At 42.1% G+C, this 23,161-nt stretch carries 23 protein-coding genes; 12 read left to right on the top strand and 11 right to left on the bottom strand.

Annotated elements, in window-relative coordinates; genetic code table 11:
- Window positions 1–4: 4 nt before the first annotated feature.
- The 8 genes from IPL35_08260 (at window position 5) to IPL35_08225 (ending at window position 7,774) form a co-directional block, all read left to right on the top strand.
- Window positions 5–559: a DUF3341 domain-containing protein gene (locus IPL35_08260; GenBank protein ID MBK8443395.1), complete on the top strand. Its 555-nt coding sequence runs from the start codon at window positions 5–7 to the stop codon at window positions 557–559.
- Between the two features lie 79 nt (window positions 560–638).
- A complete protein-coding gene (locus tag IPL35_08255; GenBank protein MBK8443394.1) occupies window positions 639–1,853 on the top strand; it encodes an OmpA family protein in 1,215 nt (404 codons plus the stop codon).
- Between the two features lie 43 nt (window positions 1,854–1,896).
- Entirely contained in the window at window positions 1,897–2,514 is a 618-nt protein-coding gene (locus IPL35_08250; protein MBK8443393.1) for a hypothetical protein, read from the top strand.
- A complete protein-coding gene (locus IPL35_08245) occupies window positions 2,429–3,139 on the top strand; it encodes a hypothetical protein (protein ID MBK8443392.1) in 711 nt (236 codons plus the stop codon). Before IPL35_08250 ends, IPL35_08245 begins: the two co-directional genes overlap by 86 nt.
- A 144-nt stretch (window positions 3,140–3,283) precedes the next feature.
- Window positions 3,284–4,348, top strand: a complete 1,065-nt coding sequence (locus IPL35_08240; GenBank protein MBK8443391.1) for a cytochrome c oxidase subunit II — start codon at window positions 3,284–3,286, stop codon at window positions 4,346–4,348.
- Between the two features lie 47 nt (window positions 4,349–4,395).
- On the top strand, window positions 4,396–6,288 hold the full coding sequence (locus tag IPL35_08235) for a cbb3-type cytochrome c oxidase subunit I (GenBank protein MBK8443390.1): 1,893 nt from the start codon (window positions 4,396–4,398) through the stop codon (window positions 6,286–6,288).
- A 240-nt stretch (window positions 6,289–6,528) separates the two neighbouring features.
- A complete protein-coding gene (locus IPL35_08230) occupies window positions 6,529–7,623 on the top strand; it encodes a hypothetical protein (GenBank protein MBK8443389.1) in 1,095 nt (364 codons plus the stop codon).
- The gene (locus IPL35_08225) at window positions 7,583–7,774 is read left to right on the top strand and encodes a hypothetical protein (protein ID MBK8443388.1); all 192 of its coding nucleotides are present in this window, start codon (window positions 7,583–7,585) and stop codon (window positions 7,772–7,774) included. The genes IPL35_08230 and IPL35_08225 overlap by 41 nt, the downstream gene beginning before the upstream one ends.
- Window positions 7,775–7,797: 23 nt before the next feature.
- On the opposite strand, the gene lhgO is transcribed toward IPL35_08225, so the two are convergent.
- The 5 genes from lhgO to IPL35_08200 all read right to left on the bottom strand — a co-directional run bounded on the left by lhgO (window position 7,798) and on the right by IPL35_08200 (window position 12,887).
- Entirely contained in the window at window positions 7,798–9,024 is a 1,227-nt protein-coding gene (gene lhgO / locus IPL35_08220) for an L-2-hydroxyglutarate oxidase (protein ID MBK8443387.1), read from the bottom strand.
- 121 nt (window positions 9,025–9,145) lie between these two features.
- The gene (locus tag IPL35_08215; GenBank protein MBK8443386.1) at window positions 9,146–9,964 is read right to left on the bottom strand and encodes a hypothetical protein; all 819 of its coding nucleotides are present in this window, start codon (window positions 9,962–9,964) and stop codon (window positions 9,146–9,148) included.
- A gap of 210 nt (window positions 9,965–10,174) precedes the next feature.
- Window positions 10,175–11,008 carry a hypothetical protein gene (locus IPL35_08210; protein MBK8443385.1) on the bottom strand — a complete coding sequence of 278 codons (834 nt, stop codon included), beginning with the start codon at window positions 11,006–11,008 and terminating at the stop codon, window positions 10,175–10,177.
- A gap of 211 nt (window positions 11,009–11,219) precedes the next feature.
- Entirely contained in the window at window positions 11,220–12,032 is an 813-nt protein-coding gene (locus IPL35_08205; GenBank protein ID MBK8443384.1) for a 2OG-Fe(II) oxygenase, read from the bottom strand.
- Between the two features lie 66 nt (window positions 12,033–12,098).
- The gene (locus tag IPL35_08200; GenBank protein MBK8443383.1) at window positions 12,099–12,887 is read right to left on the bottom strand and encodes an SDR family NAD(P)-dependent oxidoreductase; all 789 of its coding nucleotides are present in this window, start codon (window positions 12,885–12,887) and stop codon (window positions 12,099–12,101) included.
- Between the two features lie 266 nt (window positions 12,888–13,153).
- On the opposite strand from IPL35_08200, the gene IPL35_08195 reads away from it, so the two are divergent.
- The 4 genes from IPL35_08195 to IPL35_08180 all read left to right on the top strand — a co-directional run bounded on the left by IPL35_08195 (window position 13,154) and on the right by IPL35_08180 (window position 18,385).
- Window positions 13,154–15,145 (top strand): transglycosylase domain-containing protein, encoded by a 1,992-nt coding sequence (locus IPL35_08195; GenBank protein MBK8443382.1) that lies wholly within the window; start codon window positions 13,154–13,156, stop codon window positions 15,143–15,145.
- Between the two features lie 67 nt (window positions 15,146–15,212).
- Window positions 15,213–15,632, top strand: coding sequence for a hypothetical protein (locus IPL35_08190; protein ID MBK8443381.1), 420 nt, complete (start codon window positions 15,213–15,215; stop codon window positions 15,630–15,632).
- 123 nt (window positions 15,633–15,755) lie between these two features.
- Window positions 15,756–17,237, top strand: a complete 1,482-nt coding sequence (locus IPL35_08185; GenBank protein MBK8443380.1) for a proline--tRNA ligase — start codon at window positions 15,756–15,758, stop codon at window positions 17,235–17,237.
- A 116-nt stretch (window positions 17,238–17,353) separates the two neighbouring features.
- Window positions 17,354–18,385: a PhoH family protein gene (locus IPL35_08180; protein ID MBK8443379.1), complete on the top strand. Its 1,032-nt coding sequence runs from the start codon at window positions 17,354–17,356 to the stop codon at window positions 18,383–18,385.
- A gap of 19 nt (window positions 18,386–18,404) precedes the next feature.
- On the opposite strand, the gene IPL35_08175 is transcribed toward IPL35_08180, so the two are convergent.
- The 6 genes from IPL35_08175 to IPL35_08150 all read right to left on the bottom strand — a co-directional run bounded on the left by IPL35_08175 (window position 18,405) and on the right by IPL35_08150 (window position 22,862).
- Entirely contained in the window at window positions 18,405–18,875 is a 471-nt protein-coding gene (locus IPL35_08175; protein MBK8443378.1) for a nuclear transport factor 2 family protein, read from the bottom strand.
- A gap of 101 nt (window positions 18,876–18,976) precedes the next feature.
- A complete protein-coding gene (locus tag IPL35_08170; GenBank protein MBK8443377.1) occupies window positions 18,977–19,903 on the bottom strand; it encodes a peptidoglycan-binding protein in 927 nt (308 codons plus the stop codon).
- 350 nt (window positions 19,904–20,253) lie between these two features.
- On the bottom strand, window positions 20,254–21,198 hold the full coding sequence (locus IPL35_08165; GenBank protein ID MBK8443376.1) for a YegS/Rv2252/BmrU family lipid kinase: 945 nt from the start codon (window positions 21,196–21,198) through the stop codon (window positions 20,254–20,256).
- Window positions 21,199–21,228: 30 nt separating this feature from the next.
- On the bottom strand, window positions 21,229–21,774 hold the full coding sequence (locus tag IPL35_08160; GenBank protein MBK8443375.1) for a hypothetical protein: 546 nt from the start codon (window positions 21,772–21,774) through the stop codon (window positions 21,229–21,231).
- A 140-nt stretch (window positions 21,775–21,914) separates the two neighbouring features.
- The gene (locus IPL35_08155; protein ID MBK8443374.1) at window positions 21,915–22,103 is read right to left on the bottom strand and encodes a T9SS type A sorting domain-containing protein; all 189 of its coding nucleotides are present in this window, start codon (window positions 22,101–22,103) and stop codon (window positions 21,915–21,917) included.
- Between the two features lie 474 nt (window positions 22,104–22,577).
- On the bottom strand, window positions 22,578–22,862 hold the full coding sequence (locus IPL35_08150) for a hypothetical protein (protein ID MBK8443373.1): 285 nt from the start codon (window positions 22,860–22,862) through the stop codon (window positions 22,578–22,580).
- Between the last annotated feature and the right edge of the window lie 299 nt (window positions 22,863–23,161).

Genomic DNA, 23,161 nt, shown 5'->3' with positions numbered 1-23,161 from the left:
TAATATGACATACAGATATTTATTGGGATTATTTGATGATGAGGTACCTACCTTGCAAGCCGTAAAAAAATTGCGTGAGCGCGGCTATAAAATTCACGATGTGCTATCGCCTTTTCCCATTCACGGATTAGACCCCGCCTTGGGTATCAAAGAAACACGTTTGCATACGATGGGTTTTATTTTCGGTGCTACCGGTTTGAGCTTTGGTTTGTTGGCAATGTCCTATATCACCAGTTTTGATTGGCCTAATAATTTCGGTGGCAAACCTAATTTTCCGCTTCCCGCTTTCATTCCTATCACTTTTGAGATGACGGTATTGTTTACAGCAGTGGGAATGGTAATCGTTTATTATTTGCGCAATAAACTGTCTATCTTTCGCAATCCGGAAATATTAGAGCCACGCACCACCGATGACCGCTTCGCTATTGTATTCGATTTGCAAAAATATGGCAGCGATGCCGATGGCATTGCTGATGTTTTGCGCAATTTGGGAGCAGTAGAAGTAAAAGTGCGCGAAATGCATGAAAAACAACCCAGCCACGATGAGCAAAGTGCTTAATACTGCGGGCAGGGCTATTTTGTGCTATTTATAAAAACAAAAAACACATTCAAAAACGATATAAAATTCTCTATATCACATGAGTTGGAGAACTATACTTATTTTATTGTTGCTCACATTGTTTATGTATTACTTCGGTTGCAAAGCGAGAGGTGGGCACACAGGGCGTGAATATATGCCGGATATGGTACATTCACAAGCCTACGAAACTTATGGCAAAGCTCCGCAACGCCGTACCGCCGACAATCAAACTACCAATCTCACCAACACACCTTTTGTGGTGTTTGCCGATGGTAAGTCGGCACGCGAGCCGGTAAAAGGAACAATTCCGCGCGGATATCAGCCTTATGCTTATGCCAACACCCCCGAAGGTTACGAGGCAGCAGCTACTTTGATTAACCCGTATGCCGCCGCCGATAAAGCGACTTTGGAGCAAGGAAAAATGTACTATACTACTTATTGTGCCGTATGCCATGGGGAAAGCGGACAAGGCGATGGCAGTATCTCGGCTACTGGTCCTAATAATGGACCTTTTGCGGGGGTTATCAATTATTTTAGCGCAGGCTATATGCAACTAGAGGAAGGTAAAATGTTTCATTCCATTCATTACGGTAAAAACAACATGGGTTCTTATGCCGGTCAGCTTACCAAAGATGAGCGTTGGAAAATAGTAGCCTATATCAAAAGCATGCAGGCTGCCGAATATGCCAAAACCAACAAAGTAAGTGCCGAAGAAGCGATGCGCTGGGTGCGCGGAAGTGTAGGAGGCAAAATGCCGTCTGCTGCTCTTGCTGCCACAGAAACTGCTGCTCATACCCAAGATGCCGCCGCTGAAACCGCCGATACACACGCTGCCGCCGTCGCCGAAGGAGCTACTGCTTCTGCTGAAACTGATGCAGCATCGGTAAAATCCAAATCTGAGTTGGAAGTGTATGCCACCAAACCCATCGCAAAAGGAACAGTTATTACCTTGCGCAATGTGTTTTTTAATATGGCATCGGCTAAATTAAAAGGCGAATCTAAAGACGAATTAGATCGTTTGGCGGATATTATGAATAAAAATAAAAATTTAAAAATAGAAGTAAGCGGGCATACCGACGATACCGGATTGGGTAAAATAAATATGAAATTATCTAAAAACCGCGCAGAGTCGGTGGTAGAATATTTAGTATCAAGAGGTATAGATAAATCACGTTTTCAGGCGGTGGGTTATGGTGGCAATAAGCCGGTGACAACAGAAAAAACACCCGAAGCACGCGCCAAAAATCGCCGCGTAGAAATCAAAGCACTTTAAAAAGCCCTTATTTCTTTGAACTCAAAAGCAATCTTTTTTTAATATGCGATCTCCAAGTGTCGAAAATTATACTTTCAGCCCTAAACTCCGCAGTTTCAGCCTTATCCTATTGGTGGTAGGCTTGTTGCTGTTTGGTATTGGTGCTTTCTTAAATATGCAATACCCAGCCCGCATTTGGGCAAATTTGTTTGCGACTAACTATTATTTTATCCTGATAGGTTTGGCTGCCATGTTTTTCGTAGCCTCACAAACCATCGGTTATAATGGTTGGTTTATTCTTATAAAACGTATTCCGGAAGCGATGAGCGGCTTTGTGAAGTTTGGAGCAGTGATAATGATTGCTATTTTAGCCTTTGGCGCACACTCCATATATCATTGGATGCACGAAGGTATCACCGACCCCGCAAGCCCGCACTTTGATGAACTCATTGCTAAAAAAGCTCCTTTCTTAAACACTACTTTCTTTTGGGGAGCTACCATTGTTTATTTGGTACTGTGGGTATTCAGCACATACATGGTGCGCCGCAACTCTTTGGAAAGCGACCGAGTGGGCTTCAGTATCGCCAATTACAAAAGTGCCAAAGTATGGAGTATGGTGTTTTTTGGTGATATTTGCCGTATCCAGCTCTACTGCACAATGGCACTGGATGATGAGTATTGACCCACACTGGTTAAGCACTCTGTACGGCTGGTACTGCTTTGCAAGTATGTTTGTAGGTGCTCTTGCTGCCACTACCTGTATTGTTCTTTACTTGAAAGAAGAAGGTTATTTGCCGATGGTAAATGAAAATCACTTTCAAGACTTGGGCAAATTTATCTTCGCTTTTAGTATCTTTTGGACGTATTTGTGGTTCTCACAATTTATGTTGATTTGGTACGGCAATATTCCCGAAGAAACTGCTTATTACAAAGACCGTTTCGATAGTTACAGCTTCTTGTTTTGGTTCAATTGGTTTTTGAATTTTATCGTTCCATTTTTTGCCTTAATGACAGCAGCCAATAAACGGAATATTACTTTATTAAAATTCATTGCCCCCTTGTTGCTATTGTCGCACTGGTTGGATTATTATTTAATGGTAATACCCGGAGCCGTTAAAAATGCCGGATATGTAGATGCCAACGGTGTTGCTATCACCAATTTTGGTTTTGGATTAATGGAAATTGGTTTGCCCATTGCTTATATAGGATTTTTTATTTTGGTAGCATTCAGCGAATTACAAAAGGCATCTTTGATTCCGGTGAATCATCCTTTTATAAAAGAAAGTATGACGCACCACGTTCAATAATTGTTTTTTATTAAAAAATAAATATCTTTTTTGCCTACTAAAATATTTTGTAAAAATATTTGTGTTTGAATAAAAGAAAAAAATTAAAAATAAAAAGAAAGGACTATGACAATATTCTTTGGATTAGCATCAGTTTTTCTCATATTGATAATCCTCTATCAGGTAGCGCGCATACACGAATTGGTAGGAGATGTGCGCAACGATGAAGAGCAAAGCGCATTAGATAATAACCGCTTACAGGCAACACTCTTTATGGTGTTTTTGGTAGTGGGTATGACTGCTGCAATATGGTCAACATTTCATTATGCCCCCTTATATTTGCCAGAACCTTCATCAGAACATGGAATGTGGATTAGAAACATGTTCTTTTGGACATTAGTGGCTACCGTTCCTGTATTTTTTATTACACATATCTTATTGTTTTATTATGCCTATCGCTATCAGGGCAAAAGCGGTAAATTAGGAACTTATTTCCCGCACTCCAATAAGTTGGAGTTGATTTGGACTTCAGTACCTGCCGTTGTAATGATAGCTTTGGTAGCAGAAGGTATGCACAATTGGTATAAGATTACAGCACCTGCTCCGGCAGATGCCGTGGTGGTGGAAGTTACCGGACAGCAATTCAAATGGGATTTGCGCTATGCGGGTAAAGATGGTAAACTCGGTCAGAAAAAAGTACGCCTGATTAATTCCGACAACCCTATGGGGCAAGTATGGGAAGATAAAAATAATAACGATGATTTTATAGCAAATGAATTGCATTTGCCATTGGGAAAACCGGTATTGATGAAAATAAATGCTTTAGATGTATTGCATAGTTTTTATTTGCCGCATTTTCGTGTAAAAATGGACGCAGTACCCGGTATTCCTACACAATTTTGGTTCACACCTACCAAAACTACTGCTCAAATGCGTCAGGAAATGAATAATCCCGAATTTGATTATGAATTGGCTTGTGCTGAATTGTGTGGTAATGCTCATTACAATATGCGCAAAGTGGTAATAGTAGAAACAGAAGAAGAGTTTAACAAATGGCTTGCAGCGCAAGAGCCGATATTGGCGGCTTTGAAACCTGCACAAGATGCTGCTCCCGCTGCTCCTGAGGCTGCTCCGGCAGAAGCACCACATTCCGATACTCCTGCTGCTGACACTACACACCATACCGGCGCAGTAGAGGGAAGTATTTCAAAACCTATTTCTTTGAGATAATAAAATTACCCTTTCTTTTTTCTAACAAAAATATTTTTTCATATACTATGGCAAACACAGAGAGCGGATACAATCCAGAAAATGTATTGCACGGTACGCATACACAGCACCAGGCTGATGTGCATCATCATGATGACGACGACCATGGGCATCACCATCACGGCAATTTTCTTACGAATTATATTTTTAGCCAAGACCATAAGATTATCGGTCGCCAATTTTTGATTACCGGTATTATTTGGGCAATTATCGGAGTGTTTTTTTCGGTATTGTTCCGTTTACAGTTGGCGTGGCCAAATGAATCTTTTCCTATTTTGGAAACTTTTTTGGGCGGCTGGGCAAAGGGTGGAAAATTAGACCCCGAGTTTTATTATGCTTTAGTGACGATGCACGGTACCATCATGGTGTTTTTTGTATTGACAGCCGGATTGAGTGGTACTTTTAGTAATCTACTTATTCCTTTGCAAGTGGGCGCGCGCGATATGGCGAGTCCTTTTATCAATATGTTGTCGTATTGGTTCTTTTTTACGGCGGGCGTTATTATGTTCATTTCCTTGTTTTTACAAACAGGTCCCGCTTCGGGTGGGTGGACGATATATCCGCCATTGAGTGCCATTCAAAAAGCCACGCCCGGCTCCGGTATGGGTATGACATTGTGGTTGGTGAGTATGGCTATCTTCATCGTATCTTCATTGATGGGTAGCTTAAATTATATCGCCACCATTTTAAATATGCGCACCAAAGGCATGACGATGTTCCGTATGCCATTGACTATTTGGGCGTTTTTCTTTACTGCCGTTATCGGGGTATTGTCGTTTCCGGTGTTGTTGGCAGGTGCTATTTTGCTTATTTTTGATCGCAGCTTCGGTACTGCATTTTACTTGTCGGATATTTATTTCGGCGGCGAAGTATTGACCAATAGTGCCGGACAAATTATTGAAGGCGGCAGCCCTATTTTGTTCCAACACTTATTTTGGTTTTTGGGACACCCCGAAGTGTATATCGTAATTTTGCCGGCGATGGGTATGGTTTCTGAAATATTGGCTACCAATTCCCGCAAACCCGTTTTTGGTTATAGAGCGATGGTGTATTCTATTATTGCTATTACAGTGTTGTCGTTCTTGGTATGGGCACACCACATGTTTGTGAGTGGTTTAAATCCGTTTGTAGGTTCGGTATTCGTATTGGTGACGCTTTTGATAGCAGTGCCTTCAGCGATTAAAGTATTCAACTGGATTACAACTATTTGGGGCGGTAATATTCGTTTTACTCCCGCAATGATGTTCGCTATCGGCTTTGTATCTTTATTTATATCGGGTGGTCTTACAGGTATTTATCTCGGTAATTCTGCTATGGATATTCCTTTGCACGATACCTATTTTGTAGTAGCCCACTTCCATATTGTAATGGCGATAGCCGCCGGATTTGGTATGTTTGCAGGTGTTTATCATTGGTTTCCGAAGTTGTTTAATGGTCGTATGATGAATGAACCTTTGGCATATATCCACTTCTGGATTACTTTTGTCGGCAGCTATTGTATATTTTGGCCTATGCACTATTTGGGTATGACCGGTGTGCCGCGTCGCTATTTTTCATTTAATGAGTTTGATACATTCGGTGTATATGGCGATTTGAATGTATTTATTACCATATCGGCTATCGTTGTATTTTTTACTCAGTTTTTGTTTGTTATCAATTTCTTTTACAGCATTTTCTATGGTAATAAAATGCGCACGCCCAACCCTTGGAAAGCCAACTCTTTGGAATGGACAACACCTGTAGTTCCCGGACACGGCAACTGGGAGGGCGAAATTCCGCAAGTGTATCGCGGTGCGCACGAATACGCCAAAGATGGCAGAGATTATACGCCTCAGCATTTGAGCGATGCCGAATTAAAAGCCAACCACGATAAGTTTTTACCGACACTTCGTACTAATTAAAAGTGTTTGCGTTATTAATAGAATAGTTTTAAAAACCCTCGTCGCTGAAAGATGAGGGTTTTTTAATTTAATACCTGAATGAATAATTCTTGATTCTTTAAATAGTGTGTGTTTTTTATGCTTTTTTGAATGTTATAAAATTTTACTTTTCCATGACACAAACTCTTGACTTTTTCATGACAATTCTGTGACAGAAATTCGTAACTTTGCATACCTAAAATAAAAGTTGGTAACACGCGGGTGTCTTTACAGATTATTACTATATCCCATCACAAAGCCACGCTCAATGAATTGGGGCAGTGGATTGTCAATGAGCAATTGCTGTCGTCCAATTTGGCGGAGCACTTACAATATCTGAAAAACCAACACGCCTTGAATGGCTTGTGGTATGTAGCCACCTGCAATCGTATTTTATTTGTTTTATCCGGCGATGCTCCTGCAATCGCCCATCTATCCGATGACACAGCACATTTTTGGCGCAACTATCACCCGCAACTATCACCCGCCGATATTGAAACAATGACCCAAAAAAGCAGCATATATCACGATGCTGCCGCCGTGGAGCATTTGTACGAAGTGGCTGCTTCGGTTGATGCTTTGGTAGTGGGCGAGCGCGAAATTTTACGCCAACTGCGCCAATCTTACGAAGTGTGTAGGCAGGCAGGTTTGATAGATGATACTTTGCGCCTCTTGTCTGAAAATACCGTCAATGTAGCCAAACAAGTATATACCGATACCAAAATCGGCGAAAATCCGGTGTCGGTGGTATCTTTGGCTCTCAAAGAATTAAACCGTCATCATCTTGCACACGATGCCAAAATATTGATGGTAGGTGCAGGGCAAACCATGCATTTGGTTGCCAAACTGTTGCGCGCGCAGGGCTATCACCATTTCACGGTATTCAATCGTACTACCAAAAATCAGGCTATCGGCACTTTGCTCAATATTCCCATACAGCCGCTATCTCGATTAGCGCACTATCGCGAAGGTTTTGACTTGTTGGTGACTTGTGTGGGCAATTCGGAAAATATCATTGACGAAACACTTTTTGCAGCTTTGCGAGGCGACAGCACCGCACCCGCTTATATCATTGATTTGGCAATACCCGCCAATATCAGCCCCGAAGTGAGCAAACAAGAAACGGTGCATTATATCGCTATTGAAAAACTGCGCGATTTGGCACACGAAAACCTCAACCGCCGCCGTCAGGAAATTCAACACGCCAAACAAATTATTCACGCACATGTAAAAACTTTTTCCAAAAAAAAGCCGCCAACGCACTTTGGAGTTGGCAATGGCGGAAATTCCCCAAAAGATAAAAGCCGTAAAAAATAAGGCAGTGGAAGAGGTGTATAGCAAAGAAATAGCGCAAATGGACGAAAACTCCCGCGCTTTGCTCTACAAAGTATTGGATTATATGGAAAAAAAATACATCTCTATCCCCATTTCTGTAGCCAAAGATGCTTTGGAGCAGCAGTGTTCGTAGAAAAAAATCTCACAAAAAAATTTTTACCAACTGAACCGCTCCTGTGCCATAGTAGCTACATAATCGCCGATAGCCAGCGATGCCGTTGCTGCCGGACTCGGCGCATTGAGTACATGAATGGCATTGCGGTTGTGTACAAATTTGAAATCGTCAATCATCGTGCCGTCCGGCGATAGTGCCAAAGCCCGCACTCCGGCTCTGCCCGACACAATTTCGTCCATTTTTAAAGAAGGAATCAGCAGCAACAAACTTTTGTAAAAAGCGCGTTTTGACAAAGAACGATATTGCTCCTGAATACCATAGCCCAAATGCTTTGATACTAATTTCCAAAACCCCGAATAAGTGAGCGCATCTTTGGTATCTTGCCAGTCAAAATCGCTTTTGCGGTAGCCGTCTCGCTTAAATGCAAACACAGCATTGGGTCCACATTCAATATCACCTTCTATCATGCGCGTAAAATGCACACCCAACCAAGGAAAATTCGGATTGGGAACAGGATATATTAAATTGCGCACCCGCTCTTTATTGAGCAGTTCGTAATATTCGCCCCTGAAACCGACAATGCGCAGGTTGGGTTCTAAATGGTGCTTGCGGGCAATGCGGTCGCATTGAGAGCCGCCGCAGGCGATGAGGTAGCGCGTATGCAAAACGCCCTGATTGGTGATGAGACGGGTGCTGTCGTTTTCTTCTTCAATATCCAAAAGCTCGCAGTTGAGGAGGATGTCGCCGCCCTGAGCGCGAAATAATTCGGCGTATTTTTGGGCGACAGTGCGATAATTGATGATGCCCGCACAGCCCACCCGCAAGGCTTTGATGCCCGCACAATAGGGTTCGTAGTCGGTGATGCGGGCGGCGGATAGCCATTCTACATCTTCTACTTCGTTGGCGATAGCGCGGCGGTGAATTTCTTCTAATTGCGGCAATTCGCTCTCTTGGGTGGCAACAATGAGTTTGCCGCATATATCGTGCGGAATGTGATGCTTTTGAGCAAAAGAAACCAAGGCTTTGCGACCTTTTTGGCAAATAATGGCTTTGAGCGATTGCGGTTTATAATACACCCCCGAATGAATAACGCCCGAATTGTGTCCTGTTTGATGAAAGGCGAGTTCAGGTTCTTTTTCAATCAATAAAATACGCAGTGAACGGTGGCGGAAGCGGTCGCTGAGTTGGCAGGCAGTGGCTAAACCCACAATACCGCCGCCGATAATGATGAGGTCGTAATGTGGAGCAGTAGGCGCAGTTGTGTTCATAGCTGCAAAAATAGAAGAAGGCTGCTTTTTAGCGAAATTTTTTTGATGGCGGCAGCTATTTTGATCGTACTATTCGCTCTATCTGTAAGGTGTGTAGGAGTTATATATTCAATGACGGGGCTTATTTCTCTTTCCCCAACATCTTTTTTTTTAATTCTTCGGGTTTTAGGTTCATGGTTTTTATGCCTTCATTTCTTTCTAAAAACTTATATAGCTTTGTATCCGTGCCAAATTTTCTATGCCCCATTTCATTACATTTGATAGTAACATCTATTCGCTGATGTTTATAAGGTACATAAATTACATCGTTTTCTTCTGTTGCTGTGTTCCTGAATCTCAATCTCGTTTCTTGCTCTATATTAATACCAAGAATAGGCTGCATTAACACAGAATTTTTTGTAGAGAACACCTTGTCTATCCCGTCCATTTTTTTTGCAAAAAAAATAGTTTTGTATTTCATTCCTTTGCTTTCAGGGCTTGCTACTTCTTTTTCCCATTTCCAATCATAGCACTCATGCGACCATCTTTCTTTTATGGGTACTTTGCCCACATAATTTCTAGTTTGGGCATCATAATAAGGTGTGGCATCGGCGGCTTGCATGATGAGTTCCACATTGCCCGCTTTGAGGTCTCCTTTGAGGCTTTTGGAGAGGCTTTTGGTAACGAAGGCAAAAATACCCTGTGGCGTTTGTAGGTTAATAATATCTTCGGTGCTGTCGGTTTCAAAAATATAGTCGGCTTCTTGGGCGTAGTATTGTAAGAGGCTGTCGTGTGCTGCCGTCCAGTTTTCGCCTTCTATGTGCGGTATATAACGCTGGTAAGCCGTATCGTTATAAATTTGTTCCACTCGGAGGGTGTCCCATTTAAGGCGTTGGGCGGTGAGGGGCGGGCTGCAAAAACTGAGCAGGAGTAGGCAACAAAGGAGGAGTACATTTTTCATAAATCAGTGTAGTTTTTTGTTAAAAAAATGAAAAAATTCTCATTATCCTCCAAAATAAACCTATTTTTTTCAATATTGCGTAGTGGGCAAGTGTTAAAGATTGAAAAAGTATTTGTTTTTGCGGGTATAAAAAGAAATAATTTTTGCTCGGCGATGCCTGTCAAGGTGTGTACCTGCGGTTACAACTGTTTTGTCGGTGGAAAGGGGAAATTAATGCTTTTTTCTACCACATCTTCTTTTTTTAATTTTGTCGAAATACATATTTTCATATACCACTGTTGTTTTTTCCAATTTTCGCCCTAAACTCGTATATAGAGTTTTTATATTGGGAAAAATATAGGTATCATTATTAATATAAAAACTAATTAACTTTGTCGATAAATCCACCTCATTCTTGCAGTAATCTAATGGAATATGCCTTTTATCATCCCATAAAAACCCAGTATTCCCATATGTTTCATAGATAAAATGTGTAGGCAAAAACAAGGTGTGTACAGTAATTCTTTTATCTTTTTTGGAGGCAAAGGCTTGCAGGGCTGCCTCGTTTTTATCAATACTTTTTATCATAAAAATACCGCTCTCGCCCTTTTTACTGCCATCGGGGTGATAAAATCCACCAACCATTTCCAGAGAGTCTTTCATTCCCTTAAATTTTTGATACTTTTTTGCTCTAATGGTAGAGTAAGTAATAATTTGGAGGGTGTCGCTGTGGAGTTTTCCTTTAAATAGGCGGTGTACTTTGAGGGTTTGGAGCAAGTAAGGTGCCTGCGGGTGATAGTAGGGGTCGTGGTTTTGTGCAGGCAGATAAAGGGTATCACTTTCTGCAATCACTGTAGCTTCTACTATTAATTCGGCATAATCATCAATGGCTTGTGCTGCTTGCTGTTGCGTTTGTTTGTCGCAAATATAAATTACTTCTCCTCGTATAGGCATTGCATCGGGGTCGCGCCGCTGCGCCTGTGTGTTGGCAAAAAAGAATAAACAACACAGCATCGTTGTAAAGCGGCAAATCCATAGGGAGCTAATTAATGGTATGTTTTTCATAAGTTAGTGTAGTTTTTTGTTTAAAAATGAAAAAATTATCATTATCCTCCAAAATAAAACTATTTTTTTCAATATTGCGTAGTGGGTAAGTGTTAAAGATTGAAAAAGTATTTGTTTTTGCGCAAAAAAACCTACTGCGATGATGATTGAAAATTCATCGCAGTAGGTTTTGGGTAAAAAACACATCAAGTTGCGCTGCTTCTGCTGTGCTTTAGTTTTTATCCTGAAAATCCAGTGATTTTACGCCGATTTTGTGCAACAGCGATTTTACGCCCAACTTCACGGTTTCTTTGGCATTGGTGAGGGTCTTTTTGGCAAGGCTGTCGTCGGGGCGGCTCAAAAATTTAGAGTCGCGGAAAGTAACGCCTGCCGCCACCGGCGTATAGAAATAAGTGTAAAAAGATTTACGCGTTTCGCCTTCGGGTACATTGATTTTGGCATAGCCGTGCGGCGAGTTATCGTCTGTATAAAAAACAACGGCTTTGTTGAACAAGCAAGGCACTTTTTTCTCGCAGCGCGTCATTTCTTTATCCCACAATTCCAAATCGCCGCCATATTCGGGTTTCCAGTGTTTGTTCAGATAAATCAATAAATTCAAACGCCTCCAGATATTGTATTTGGCATTCATATTAATGTCAATATGAATATCTACATAGCTGCCGTTGCCGCCCTGATGCACACCGCTGCCGAGCGAGTCGCCTTCTACGCTCATCAGCCCTTCAATGCCGGTAACAGCACCCATCCAATCAAAAAACGCCTGACTTTGTACGACATTGCGCACCTGCAAAAAAGCAGGGTGGAAGCGTTCAAAATGATAGTCTTCGGCTTTTTGCTCATTCATACTTTGGCGGCGTACATTGAGTTGCTCCATTTTTGGAAAATTCTGATAGAGCGTATCCGCAACGGCATTGGTAAGAAAATTATCCAACACTAAATGTTTGCAGGGGTGGGCATTTTCATAATCGTGGCGCAGTTGTTCCACTACATCAGCTTGGAGGTAATGGGGATTGATAATGTTATTCATAAAAAAATGAATCGTTTTTGTAGTTGTAAAGATACAAAAAAAACAGCTTTCTTGTTCGGCTTTTTTTTATGATAAACGATGTAATTTAAACATTAGTATCTGAAAAAGGCGGGGAAAGAAAAATTTAATGCGCGGCATCAGGGTTTCGATGCCGCCGATGTAGGCGTGCTGGCGCGAACTTTTGAGTACACGCACCATACGGCGGGCAAATTTGTGTGCAGACATTCCTTTTTCCTGTGCCACACTGTTTTTGCCGAAAGTGCTGCCGTCTTCGCGCACGGAGTTGAGGGTAATTTCGGTATTTACAAAACCGGGCGAAATAATTTGTACTGCTATATTGGCGGCTTTGAGTTCGTAGCGCAGGGCTTCGTAGTAGCCGTAAATGGCGTGCTTGGAGGCGCAATAAGTGCTTACATTCGGCAAACCAAACTTGCCGAGTACGCTGCTGACTACTGCAATTTTGCCGCCGCCCTGCTGTGTCATCAATTTGGCTACGCGCTTGGTGAGCCATATATTTCCGAAATAATTGACTTCCATAATGTGGCGGTCAACGGCATCGTAAGTGTCGATGGCTTTGGATTTGTGGGCAATGCCGGCATTATTCACCAATATATCAATGCGTCCGAATGCTTGGGCGGCTTGCTGTATGGCGGTATCCATTTGCGCACTGTCGCTGATGTCCAAAGGCAGCATATATACCCGCTCAGGGTGGCGTTGGCGGAGGATTTGCAGCGGCTCTTGGCGGCGCGCCGACACTATCAGGCGGCACTGCTCTTGCTCCAAAAGCACTTCGGCTAAGGCATAGCCGATACCCGAAGATGCGCCCACTATCCATACCACGGTATTGTTGTTCATATCCATAAAACAAAAGTAGCAGTAAAATTTTTCATTTCTTGCCTAATTTTAATTATCCTTTTTTAAAAAAGAAATGATTTGCAAAGCGGAGATTTTTATAATTTTGATGATAATTTATCGTTTTTAATACTTTTGTCGCCAATGTTTATGGTAATAAAAAAAATACGGCATTGCCGCGATATTCAAACTATTGGATAGATAAAGGGCTGCCGTTTTTTATTTTTTCAAATTTTTAGAGATACGCTTTATTTTTTTAGCTCAGTTTCATGAATCAAACATCTGATTTTTTTTCCAAGATTCGTCAATATTTACAAGATAATCCCCTGCTCAGAAAAGTGTTGCTGTGGGGAGGGATTTTTTCGGCGGCAATAGTTTTGTTTTTTATCACGCTGATTATTTTGGTATATCTCGGCGTTTTTGGTGCTTTGCCTTCGCGCAGCGACCTCGCCGCCATTCAAAATCCTTTGGCTTCCGAAGTATATGCCGATGACGGCACACTTTTGGGGCGTATTTATCTGCAAAACCGCATTTTTACACCTTCCAATAAAATTCCGCGCTCGGTATATTCGGCTTTGGTAGCCACCGAAGATGCCCGTTTTTTTCGCCACGAAGGTATTGATACGCGCAGTTATTTTAGGGTGCTGATAAAAACTTTACTCCTCGGCGACCGCAGTTCGGGGGGCGGCAGCACGATTAGTCAGCAACTTATCAAAAATTTGTTTCCGCGCGAAGATTACGGATTTATGTCTATCCTCATTGTAAAAATCCGCGAAGCCCTCATTGCGGCGCGTTTGGAAAATACTTACAACAAAGAGCAGATTTTGGCGATGTATCTCAATACTGTTTCTTTTGGCGAAGATGTCTATGGTATCGGTGCGGCAGCGCAACGCTATTTTAACATCACCCCCGAAAAACTCAAAACAGAGGAGGCGGCAACTTTAATCGGTATGCTCAAAGCCACTACCGCCTACAACCCGCACCGCAATCCCGAAGCCTCGAAACAACGCCGCAATGTGGTGTTGCAGCAAATGATGAAATACGGCTATATTTCGGAAAGCAAAGGCAACGAACTCCAAAAAACGGAACTGGTGCTCAATTACAACCGCACTTCGGGCGTGGACGGATTAGCCCCGCATTTGCGCGAGTATATCCGCCAGCAATTGAGCACTTGGTGCAAAAATAATCCGAAACCGGACGGTAGCACCTACAACATCTACACAGATGGACTAAAAATTTACACCACCATCAATGCCAAAATGCAACGCTACGCCGAAGAAGCCGTAAACGAACACTTAAGCAAACTCCAAACTCAATTTGATACGCACTGGAAAGGCAAGCAACCCTGGGGCACGGATAATGCTTTTTTGGAAGCCATCAAAAAACAAAGCGACCGCTACAAACGCCTCAAAGCCGCCGGAACAAGCGAAAGCGAAATCAATAAAATATTTAAAACGCCCATACCGATGCGCGTATTTACTTGGCAGGGCGAACAGGAAAAAACGATGTCGCCGATGGATTCTATTGTCTATTATTTAAAGTTTTTAAATGTGGGCTTCAGTGCAATGGATCCTAACACGGGGCATATTAAAGCGTGGGTAGGGAGCATCAAATACAAATATTTTCAGTACGACCATACCCTTGCCCGCCGTCAGGTGGGTTCTACTTTCAAACCTTTGGTATATGCTGCCGCTTTGGAAAATGAAGTCGCTCCTTGTAATTTTTATGCCAACGAACTGCGCACTTACAGCGACTATCAGGACTGGACACCGCGCAATTCAGATGAAAGCGACGAGGGCTACACCGGATTTTATAGTATGCACGGAGCTATGGCAAAGTCTGTGAATACGGTGTCGGTGCAGGTATTGTTTGATGCGGGTTTGGATAATGTGATACGGTTGGCTGAAAAATTGGGTATTCACAACAAAATTCCCGAATTACCTTCCATTGCATTGGGTACAGCCGAGTTGTCGTTGCAGGAAATGGTAACAGCTTATTGCGCTTTTGATAATGGCGGGGCAGCCGTACAACCTGTTTATTTATTGTCATTGAAAGATAAAAACGGCAAGCTCATCAGCGATTTTAATTCGGGGCTTGCCAACCGCTACAAAACCGGAGCGATGAGCCGCGAAACGGCGCGTCTGATGACCAGCATTATGCAGGAAGTGGTAGAAAACGGCACAGCACGCAGTTTGCGCCACCGCTTTGGTTTGCAAGGCGATATAGCCCGGAAAAACAGGAACTACACAGATTCATGCTGATGGTTGGTTTATCGGTTATGTACCCGATCTGGTCGCCGGAGTTTGGGTAGGTGGTTACAATCAATATTTGCGTTTCCGCGATTTGTCGTTGGGGCAGGGAGCGGCAATGGCTTTGCCAGTTTGGGGGATTTTTATGAATAAAGTATATAAAGACGCATCGCTGAAAATAAGCCCTTACAAAAAATTTCCGGCACTTGATGAGGAGTTGGCAAGTATTTTGGATTGTCCTTCCTATTTGAATGATGAAGAATATATCGCTTGGCAAAATGGCACTTATTATGAGCAGGACGGCAGCGACACCCTCGCAACCGATGGCACAGTGGTAGCAGCACCCGACCGCACTGGTGGGCGCATTATCGGAAAACCGAATGTAGTGCCGCGCCGCAACAATAATCAGGGGGTAGCCGCACCCGAAGAGCCGCAAGCCGAAGAAAACAAGCAAAAAGGAAATTTCTGGAGCAAAATACGCGATTTGTTTAAGAAGTAAAACGGCGGGAGTTTTACCACCTATATATCAACAAAAAGCCTTAATTTTGCGAGGTTTTTCGCTAATTTGCGTCAATACATAATTATACCTAACACAAAAAAATTTAAGTTTAAATCTATAACGATGAGTAAAGAAATCACCTCCCGTTCCGAGGACTATTCTAAGTGGTACAATGATTTGGTAATAAAAGCAGGTCTCGCCGAGCATTCCGATGTGCGCGGTTGTATGGTTATTAAGCCTTATGGCTTTGCAATATGGGAAAAAATGCGCGATATTTTAGATAAAAAATTCAAAGATACGGGGCATGTCAATGCAGCTTTTCCTTTATTTATCCCGAAAAGTTTTCTATCTAAAGAGGCAGAACATGTGGAAGGTTTTGCGAAAGAGTGTGCCGTAGTTACACACTATCGCCTCAAAAACGCCCCCGACGGCAGTGGTATCATCGTAGATCCCGAAGCCCGTTTGGAAGAAGAACTCATCGTGCGCCCCACGTCAGAAACCATCATCTGGAGCTCGTACAAACGCTGGGTAAGCAGCTACCGCGATTTGCCTTTGCTCATCAATCAGTGGGCAAATGTAGTGCGTTGGGAAATGCGCACCCGCCTCTTTTTGCGCACCACTGAATTTTATTGGCAGGAAGGACATACCGCCCACGAAACCGCTCAAGAAGCCATCGACGAAACTCGTCAAATGTTGGACGTATATGCCGATTTTATGGAAAACTACATGGCGGTGCCTGTTATCAAAGGTGAAAAAAGTGCCAATGAACGCTTTGCAGGAGCAGTAGATACCTACACCTGCGAAGGTATGATGCAAGACGGCAAAGCCTTGCAAATGGGAACTTCGCATTTTTTAGGACAAAACTTTCCCAAAGCCTTTGATGTGAAATTTTTAGGGCGTGACGGCAAAGAAGAATATGCGTGGGCTACCAGCTGGGGCGTTTCTACCCGCTTGATGGGCGCACTCATTATGTGCCACTCCGATGACGATGGTTTGGTGCTGCCTCCGGCTTTGGCTCCTTTGCATGTGGTGGTAGTGCCTATCAACAGCAAGCAATTGGACGAAAAAGAAGCCCAACTCCATGAAATCGTACAGACATTGAAACAACAATTAGCAACACAGGGCTACACCCTCAAATTTGATACCGACCCTACCAAACGCCCGGGCTTCAAATTCGCCGACTACGAAATGCGCGGTGTGCCGGTGCGCATTGCCATAGGTGCACGCGATTTGGAAAATGGTGTGCTTGAAATTGCCCGCCGCGATACCAAAGAAAAACAAACTGTTGCTATTGCGCAGGCTGCCGGATATATTGTGGAATTGTTGAAAGATATTCAGCAAAATTTATTCAACAAAGCAAAAGACTACCGCGATACCCACATCACCCAAGTGAATAGCATGGAAGAATTTGAGCATGTGCTGGAAGAAAAAGGCGGCTTTATCAGTGCACACTGGGACGGCACTACCGAAACCGAAGTGCAGATTAAAGAACGCACCAAAGCAACTATTCGTTGTATTCCTTTAAACAATCTGCAGGAAGCAGGAGTTTGTATATTGACAGGAAAACCCTCCACACAAAGAGTTTTATTTGCCCGTGCATATTAAAAAAGACATAAAATATATTTTAAAAAATTCCATAGAAATATATTAGCCCAACTAACGATTTGATTAAAATTATATCCATTTATTGACCTTAAATTATAAAAAAATCCTCTTTTTATTTGAAAGAAATCATCATTAATATTGAAGGCGTGAGTTTAGTGGAATTTTTCGGTATCAACAACGAACATTTCAAAATACTCAAACGCGCATTTCCCGGACTAAAAATTACACATCGTGGCAATCGCATACACGCCATAGGTGGCGAACACGAGTTGGAGGTTTTTCAGGATAAGGTAGAAAATATGATGCTGTTTTTGCGCCGCTACGGTCATCTTTCTATTGACAATCTGGAAAATATGCTGGAAGGTTTGGAAATACAAAGCCAAAATTTGCCGCCGCAAGATGATAGCATTATTGTTTTTAGTTCCAACGGTAATCCGATTCGTGCCAAAACGCCCAACCAAAAACGCTTGGTGGAAGCAGTGAATAAGCACGATATAGTTTTTGCCATCGGACCTGCCGGAACCGGAAAAACCTATACTGCCGTAGCTTTGGGGGTACGCGAACTCAAAAATAAAACCGTCAAACGCATTATTCTCACGCGCCCCGCTATTGAAGCAGGCGAAAGCCTGGGATTTTTGCCGGGTGATTTAAAAGAAAAAATAGATCCTTATTTGCGCCCTTTGTACGATGCTTTGGACGATTTGATACCGCGCGACAAACTGAAAATGTATCTTGAAAATCGCACCATTGAAATTGCGCCTTTGGCTTATATGCGCGGTCGCACGCTCAATAGTGCTTTTATTATTTTGGACGAAGCCCAAAACGCTACACAAGTGCAGATGAAAATGTTTTTGACACGCTTGGGACCTTCGGCAAAATATGTGGTTACGGGCGATTTGTCGCAGGTGGATTTGCCGCATAACCAAAAGTCGGGTTTGCGCCGCGCTTTGGATATTTTGCGCGATATCGAAGGTATTTCGGTGGTGCGTCTCACAGAAGAAGATGTGGTGCGGCATCGTTTGGTGAAAGAAATCATCAAAGCCTACGACCGCTCCGAAGAAGAAGCACGCAAAAGAAACGAAGAAATGAAAGAAGCCGCCGAAGCAGAAACAAAACCGATGAAAAAGGGCAACGGCGACTCTGCATAAGAGAATGAGTGTTTTTTTTTTAACTGGAATGGTCAAATACAATGCGCCATTTGCCTTGAATTTTTTTCCAAATCAGTGAAAAATAACCTTCAATATTTTCTTTTTCGGTGCGGAAAAGCTCCCATTTTCCGGTCATCAGAGCCATTTCGGGCGTGAGTGCTTCGAGCGACAGCATAGTAAATTGAAGTTGCCCCATAGTAGCGGCATCGGGGTAGTTTTTGAGGTAGCGGTCTAAAGTAGCCTGCCAGCCGTAGGTAATTCCGCTTTTGCCCATAAAACGGAGGCTGTCGCTTTGGTGGTAGCCTTCCATAAAGCCCCGCACATCGGCGCGATTCCAAGCGGCTTGTTGTGCCTGCAAAATGTTGGTGATACTTATGCTGTCGGCAGTGGAAAGGCTGCCGGATTGGATTTGTGCAACTGATTGTTGTGCAAGCAGAACAACAAAAAAGATGTTCAAAAAAAGAAAACGATATAAAGGAATCATGTTCATGTGTTTATTCTGTGAGATTTTTTTATTGCATTGGCAAAAATAAAAAAAGGCGACATCATTGATGTCGCCTTTTTTATAGTGTTTGTTTGAATAACTAAATATTAATTAGCATCAACACCCAAAGCTTTCAAAGTCTCGATGCTCATGTTGCCTACGCTCAAACCTTTGTCTGTTTGGAATTTAGTCAAAGCAGCTTTAGTTTTAGAACCCATTACGCCGTCAATCGGACCTGGATCGTAACCTTGACCTTGCAAAGCGCGTTGTACGCTCATAATTTTGCTGTCGGTAGTTTTAGCAGCGCACAAAACTTCTTGCCAGCCTGTGAATTCACCTTTTCTTACCAAATTACGTTTAGTAACATCTTTGTACTCAGCAGGGATAGATTCAGTGCGTGAAGTAGCAGGAGAAACTAATTTTTTGGTAGTGATGGTTTTGTATTCAGCAGGAATATCTACTACGCGGGTAGTTGCAGGAGTTTTGATAACTTGTTTAGTAACTGTTTTGTATTCAGCAGGAATCTCTACTTCTTGAGTAGTTGCAGGCTGAACAGTTACACGTTTAGTGATGGTTTTGTATTGTGCAGGAACTTTTTCCCAACATTGAACCATACAATCTTCAGGATTGGCAGATAAACAAGCGGGGTCAACTTTTTTCTTTACCCAACGACCTGTTTCAGGGCTTACCAAAATCTGCTCAGTAACGTTATCGTATTTAGCAGGAACTTCGATTAACTTTTTACCGGCAGGTTTTACCAAAATTTGCTCGCTAACGGTTTCGTAAGTAGCAGGAATTACCTCAATGCGCTGAGATGCTTCTTTTGCCAAGATACGCTCTTCGCCGTTTTCGTAACGTGCAGGCTCGGTAAGTACGCGAGAACCTTCTTCTTTCACCAATACTCTTTCGGTAGTGGTTTCATAAACATCGGCTGTTTTACATTTAGCGTAGCATTTGCCGTATTCAGGATTTGGCGGTAAATCATCAGCAACTGATTGTGCAATTGCAGATACGCTCATCATCAATGCAAGCATTGAAACAGACAGTGTAGAAATTTTTTTCATTTTTACTTTTAAATATTATTTTGATTTAATTTGATTTATGCAGAATTTGACGCTTACACTTGGAGAAGTCACAAGATTTTGATAATATTTTTTTTATTTTATATCAATCAATTATCTAATCTTTAATTGATGGAGTATGATTTTTGAACTAAAAAAACCAAGTATAATTTAAAATTTTTTATACAATTATATATAAAATATAAGATGATAAAAATTATGGCTGCAAATTTACATCAAAAAATCATAGCTGCTATTATTTTTTATGCTTTTTTTGATTAAAATTAAAGAATTTCTTGTCTTTTTTTCGTTAATATGCTGTTTTATATGGAGGCAGAGCCATTATCATACAATACAGAGAGGGCATTGTGGCGAATTTGCACCTTTAAATCAATAGGTTCGGAAGTGCTGCGTGCTTCGCCGTCAAAGTGGTAATGTGTGAGCGCGGTACTGCTGACGGATACCTGACGGCAACGGATAATTTCTACATAGCCGTTTTTGGGGGTTTCGCCTTTAAAGGTACTCCATATCATCGCTGGTGCGCTGTATAACGGGAATTTTTTTACTACACATACATCTAAATACCCGTCATTAACGGAGGCTTGCGGCGCAATTTTAAAGTTGCTACCGAATTGGTTGGCGTTGCATACTGCCACAAAAAAAGCCTCCACAGTTTGGTCGTAGCCGCTATCGGTGCAAATGCGATATGATGCGGGGCGGTATCGCCAGTATTCTATGGCAGAAAGATACACATAGCCTGCAATGCCGCGAAAATGTGCATTGCTGAATTGGGTGGCTACGCGGCTGTCGAAGCCACTGCCGCAGGCGCAAAAGAAAGGTGCATTATTGAGCAAGCCGCAATCCATATAGATGGGGGTTGTCGCTTGCAAAAAACGGATAGCGGCGCGGCTGTCGAGCGGAATATTGAGGCTGCGAGCCAAACCATTGCCGCTGCCTTTGGGTATTATACCCAAAGCGGTATGGCTGCCGATAAGGGCGCGTGCTACTTCATTTACGGTGCCATCGCCGCCTACGGCTACGGTTGCATAATAATTCGCTTGTGCACAGCGGTTGGCAATTTCGGTGGCGTGTGCGGCGTATTCCGTAAAAATACACTCCACCTCGTAGCGACTCTTATCCATTTCGGCATCAATGAGCTGCAATATTCCTTTTTTGCGGTCAGTGCCGGAGCGCGGATTGATAATGAAAGCTATTTTTTTTTTCAATATAACGATAGCAGCAAAATGAATAAATATTTTGAAAATCAATTGCTGTGTATATCACAACAAATAAAATTATCATTCGCTGCTGGTGCCTTTAAATTGCTGGTCGCTTTGTGCAAACAGAATATTAAAAGTAGTGAGCGAGCCGTAGATGCGTGTAAGGTATTGCTGGAGTTCTATTTTTTCTTCATTGCTCAATGCCGAAGCATTTATTTTTTGTTCCATTACGCGCAGGCGATCGCGGGTCATAATAATTTTATGAAAAAATGTTTCAATCGGAATTTCTTTGGGTTTGAGGCTGTTGTTGGCGGGCTGAAAAACCATTGTGCCGTGTTTCCAACGCTCGCCCAAAGGTACAATTTCATTCGTATTTCCCCATTGGCGCAGCAAGTTGCTGAGGGTATGTTCTACTTCTTTTAAAGTGAGGGTGTTGGCGGGAGCTTCTATAATTTGAACGGCTTGGAGGCGGTCATCGTTGATAGAAATTTCCAAAGCGGCATCGCGCGTTTTGAAATACACCTTATATTGCGTTATACTGCTTTCTACCACCACGCCACTGCCAAATTGGGTGTGTGTAACACGAGAACCCACGCCTAATATTTGCTTTTCTTCTGCTGACATAATAAATGGACAAAGATAAAAATAATGGTTAAAGATAAGCGGAAACTATGATACATAGGCACTTTAGCAATAGAAAATTTACCTCCCTCATTTTATCCTTCAAAGGAGAGAAGTTTTAGGCAATACAAAAATGTTGTTTTTCATGGTTGAATAATAATTTTAGTGGTGGAATAATAATTTTTGTTTTGAAAAACAACCCAGTACATACCCTGCGGCAATGCGGGCAAATCTAATGCGGATACACCTTTATAGACAGGTTGATGAAAAACCGCTACCCCTTGCAAATTATTGATGGTGATGCTTCCGTCTTCAAAAGGTGATTTTCGCAATACAGCCGCTTATCCCGCACAAGGCTCGGAAAAATACGAGGCATCATTTCATCTGCTGCATTGTCGTTGAAGCCTACATTGCTATATTCACAAACATCTACATTTGGTAAACCGCTCAACAACGAAGTAGAAACTTCATTGTCTTCATAACAATTTAAGGAAGTGGTTGAATAATCTGTACCACATACCATAAATGGGAAAAAATCAGGATAAGACCCTAATTTTTCATCTATATATTTTAACAAAATAGGGTCTATAAAAAATGGATTTTCAACGCCACAAATTGTATCGCTAATTGTTGAAGCAGTAACATACAGACGCTTTGAAAAAAATTTGGAGCAAGTTCTATATTCTTAATAGAATCGACTTGTATTTTGATACTATCTACTACATAAGGGATCTTACTGTACCAAAATTCTCCCACCTTTTTATTAAAATCAAAGAGGGTATAAAATTCACCGTTGAAATAACGCTCTACCACGCCGTTTTCAATGTGCAAATAAGCATTGTGATAGCCTTTAATGATACGACAGATTTTCCCTTAAGGGTATCACCTACAGATCTTGTAATCGCCCAACCAATATCGTCTTGATTTTCAAACATATCATGAGACGGAATAAGGTAAGTCCACTTCGCCCCAATGGGTGCAAACTCGGCATTTTGGGCGCGGGCTTCGGGCTGTGGTGCAAATAATGTCAATATCCACACTGCCAATAGCAGCAGCCAACGAGGGCGCAATAAAAAGTATTTGGTTTTCATAACAAAAAATTGAAAAAGTATATTGGGTAACATCACCCTTTTGTTCTTTCTCTTTGCGGCTCTGCAGTTAGTAGCTTTTTTACCGCTAAGGCGCAGAGGTGCAAAGCTGTTTTTTTATATAATAACGGCACTAATTAACTGCCTATTTTTCAAGATACCAAGTATTAGAGCGGGCTTTTTGTCATTGTTTTGTAAAAAGTGTGTTTGGGTGAAAGAGGGTAAAATTTCTGTATAATCGGTGTCCACAAGCGCAATATTGAACAGATGCTAATAAAAACTATACATCGGCAAGATTTTTA

This window comes from Sphingobacteriales bacterium, assembly GCA_016711285.1.
Lineage (GTDB): Bacteria > Bacteroidota > Bacteroidia > Chitinophagales > UBA2359 > JADJTG01.
This window is presented reverse-complemented; position numbering and strand designations above follow the sequence as displayed.

Coding starts and splice junctions, on each gene's coding strand:
- IPL35_08260 (MBK8443395.1), top strand. CDS start 5: ATGACATACAGATATTTATTGGGATTATTTGATGATGAGGTACCTACC.
- IPL35_08255 (MBK8443394.1), top strand. CDS start 639: ATGAGTTGGAGAACTATACTTATTTTATTGTTGCTCACATTGTTTATG.
- IPL35_08250 (MBK8443393.1), top strand. CDS start 1,897: ATGCGATCTCCAAGTGTCGAAAATTATACTTTCAGCCCTAAACTCCGC.
- IPL35_08235 (MBK8443390.1), top strand. CDS start 4,396: ATGGCAAACACAGAGAGCGGATACAATCCAGAAAATGTATTGCACGGT.
- IPL35_08225 (MBK8443388.1), top strand. CDS start 7,583: ATGGCGGAAATTCCCCAAAAGATAAAAGCCGTAAAAAATAAGGCAGTG.
- lhgO (MBK8443387.1), bottom strand. CDS start 9,024: ATGAACACAACTGCGCCTACTGCTCCACATTACGACCTCATCATTATC.
- IPL35_08215 (MBK8443386.1), bottom strand. CDS start 9,964: ATGAAAAATGTACTCCTCCTTTGTTGCCTACTCCTGCTCAGTTTTTGC.
- IPL35_08210 (MBK8443385.1), bottom strand. CDS start 11,008: ATGAAAAACATACCATTAATTAGCTCCCTATGGATTTGCCGCTTTACA.
- IPL35_08205 (MBK8443384.1), bottom strand. CDS start 12,032: ATGAATAACATTATCAATCCCCATTACCTCCAAGCTGATGTAGTGGAA.
- IPL35_08200 (MBK8443383.1), bottom strand. CDS start 12,887: ATGAACAACAATACCGTGGTATGGATAGTGGGCGCATCTTCGGGTATC.
- IPL35_08195 (MBK8443382.1), top strand. CDS start 13,154: ATGAATCAAACATCTGATTTTTTTTCCAAGATTCGTCAATATTTACAA.
- IPL35_08185 (MBK8443380.1), top strand. CDS start 15,756: ATGAGTAAAGAAATCACCTCCCGTTCCGAGGACTATTCTAAGTGGTAC.
- IPL35_08175 (MBK8443378.1), bottom strand. CDS start 18,875: ATGAACATGATTCCTTTATATCGTTTTCTTTTTTTGAACATCTTTTTT.
- IPL35_08170 (MBK8443377.1), bottom strand. CDS start 19,903: ATGCTTGCATTGATGATGAGCGTATCTGCAATTGCACAATCAGTTGCT.
- IPL35_08160 (MBK8443375.1), bottom strand. CDS start 21,774: ATGTCAGCAGAAGAAAAGCAAATATTAGGCGTGGGTTCTCGTGTTACA.
- IPL35_08150 (MBK8443373.1), bottom strand. CDS start 22,862: ATGAAAACCAAATACTTTTTATTGCGCCCTCGTTGGCTGCTGCTATTG.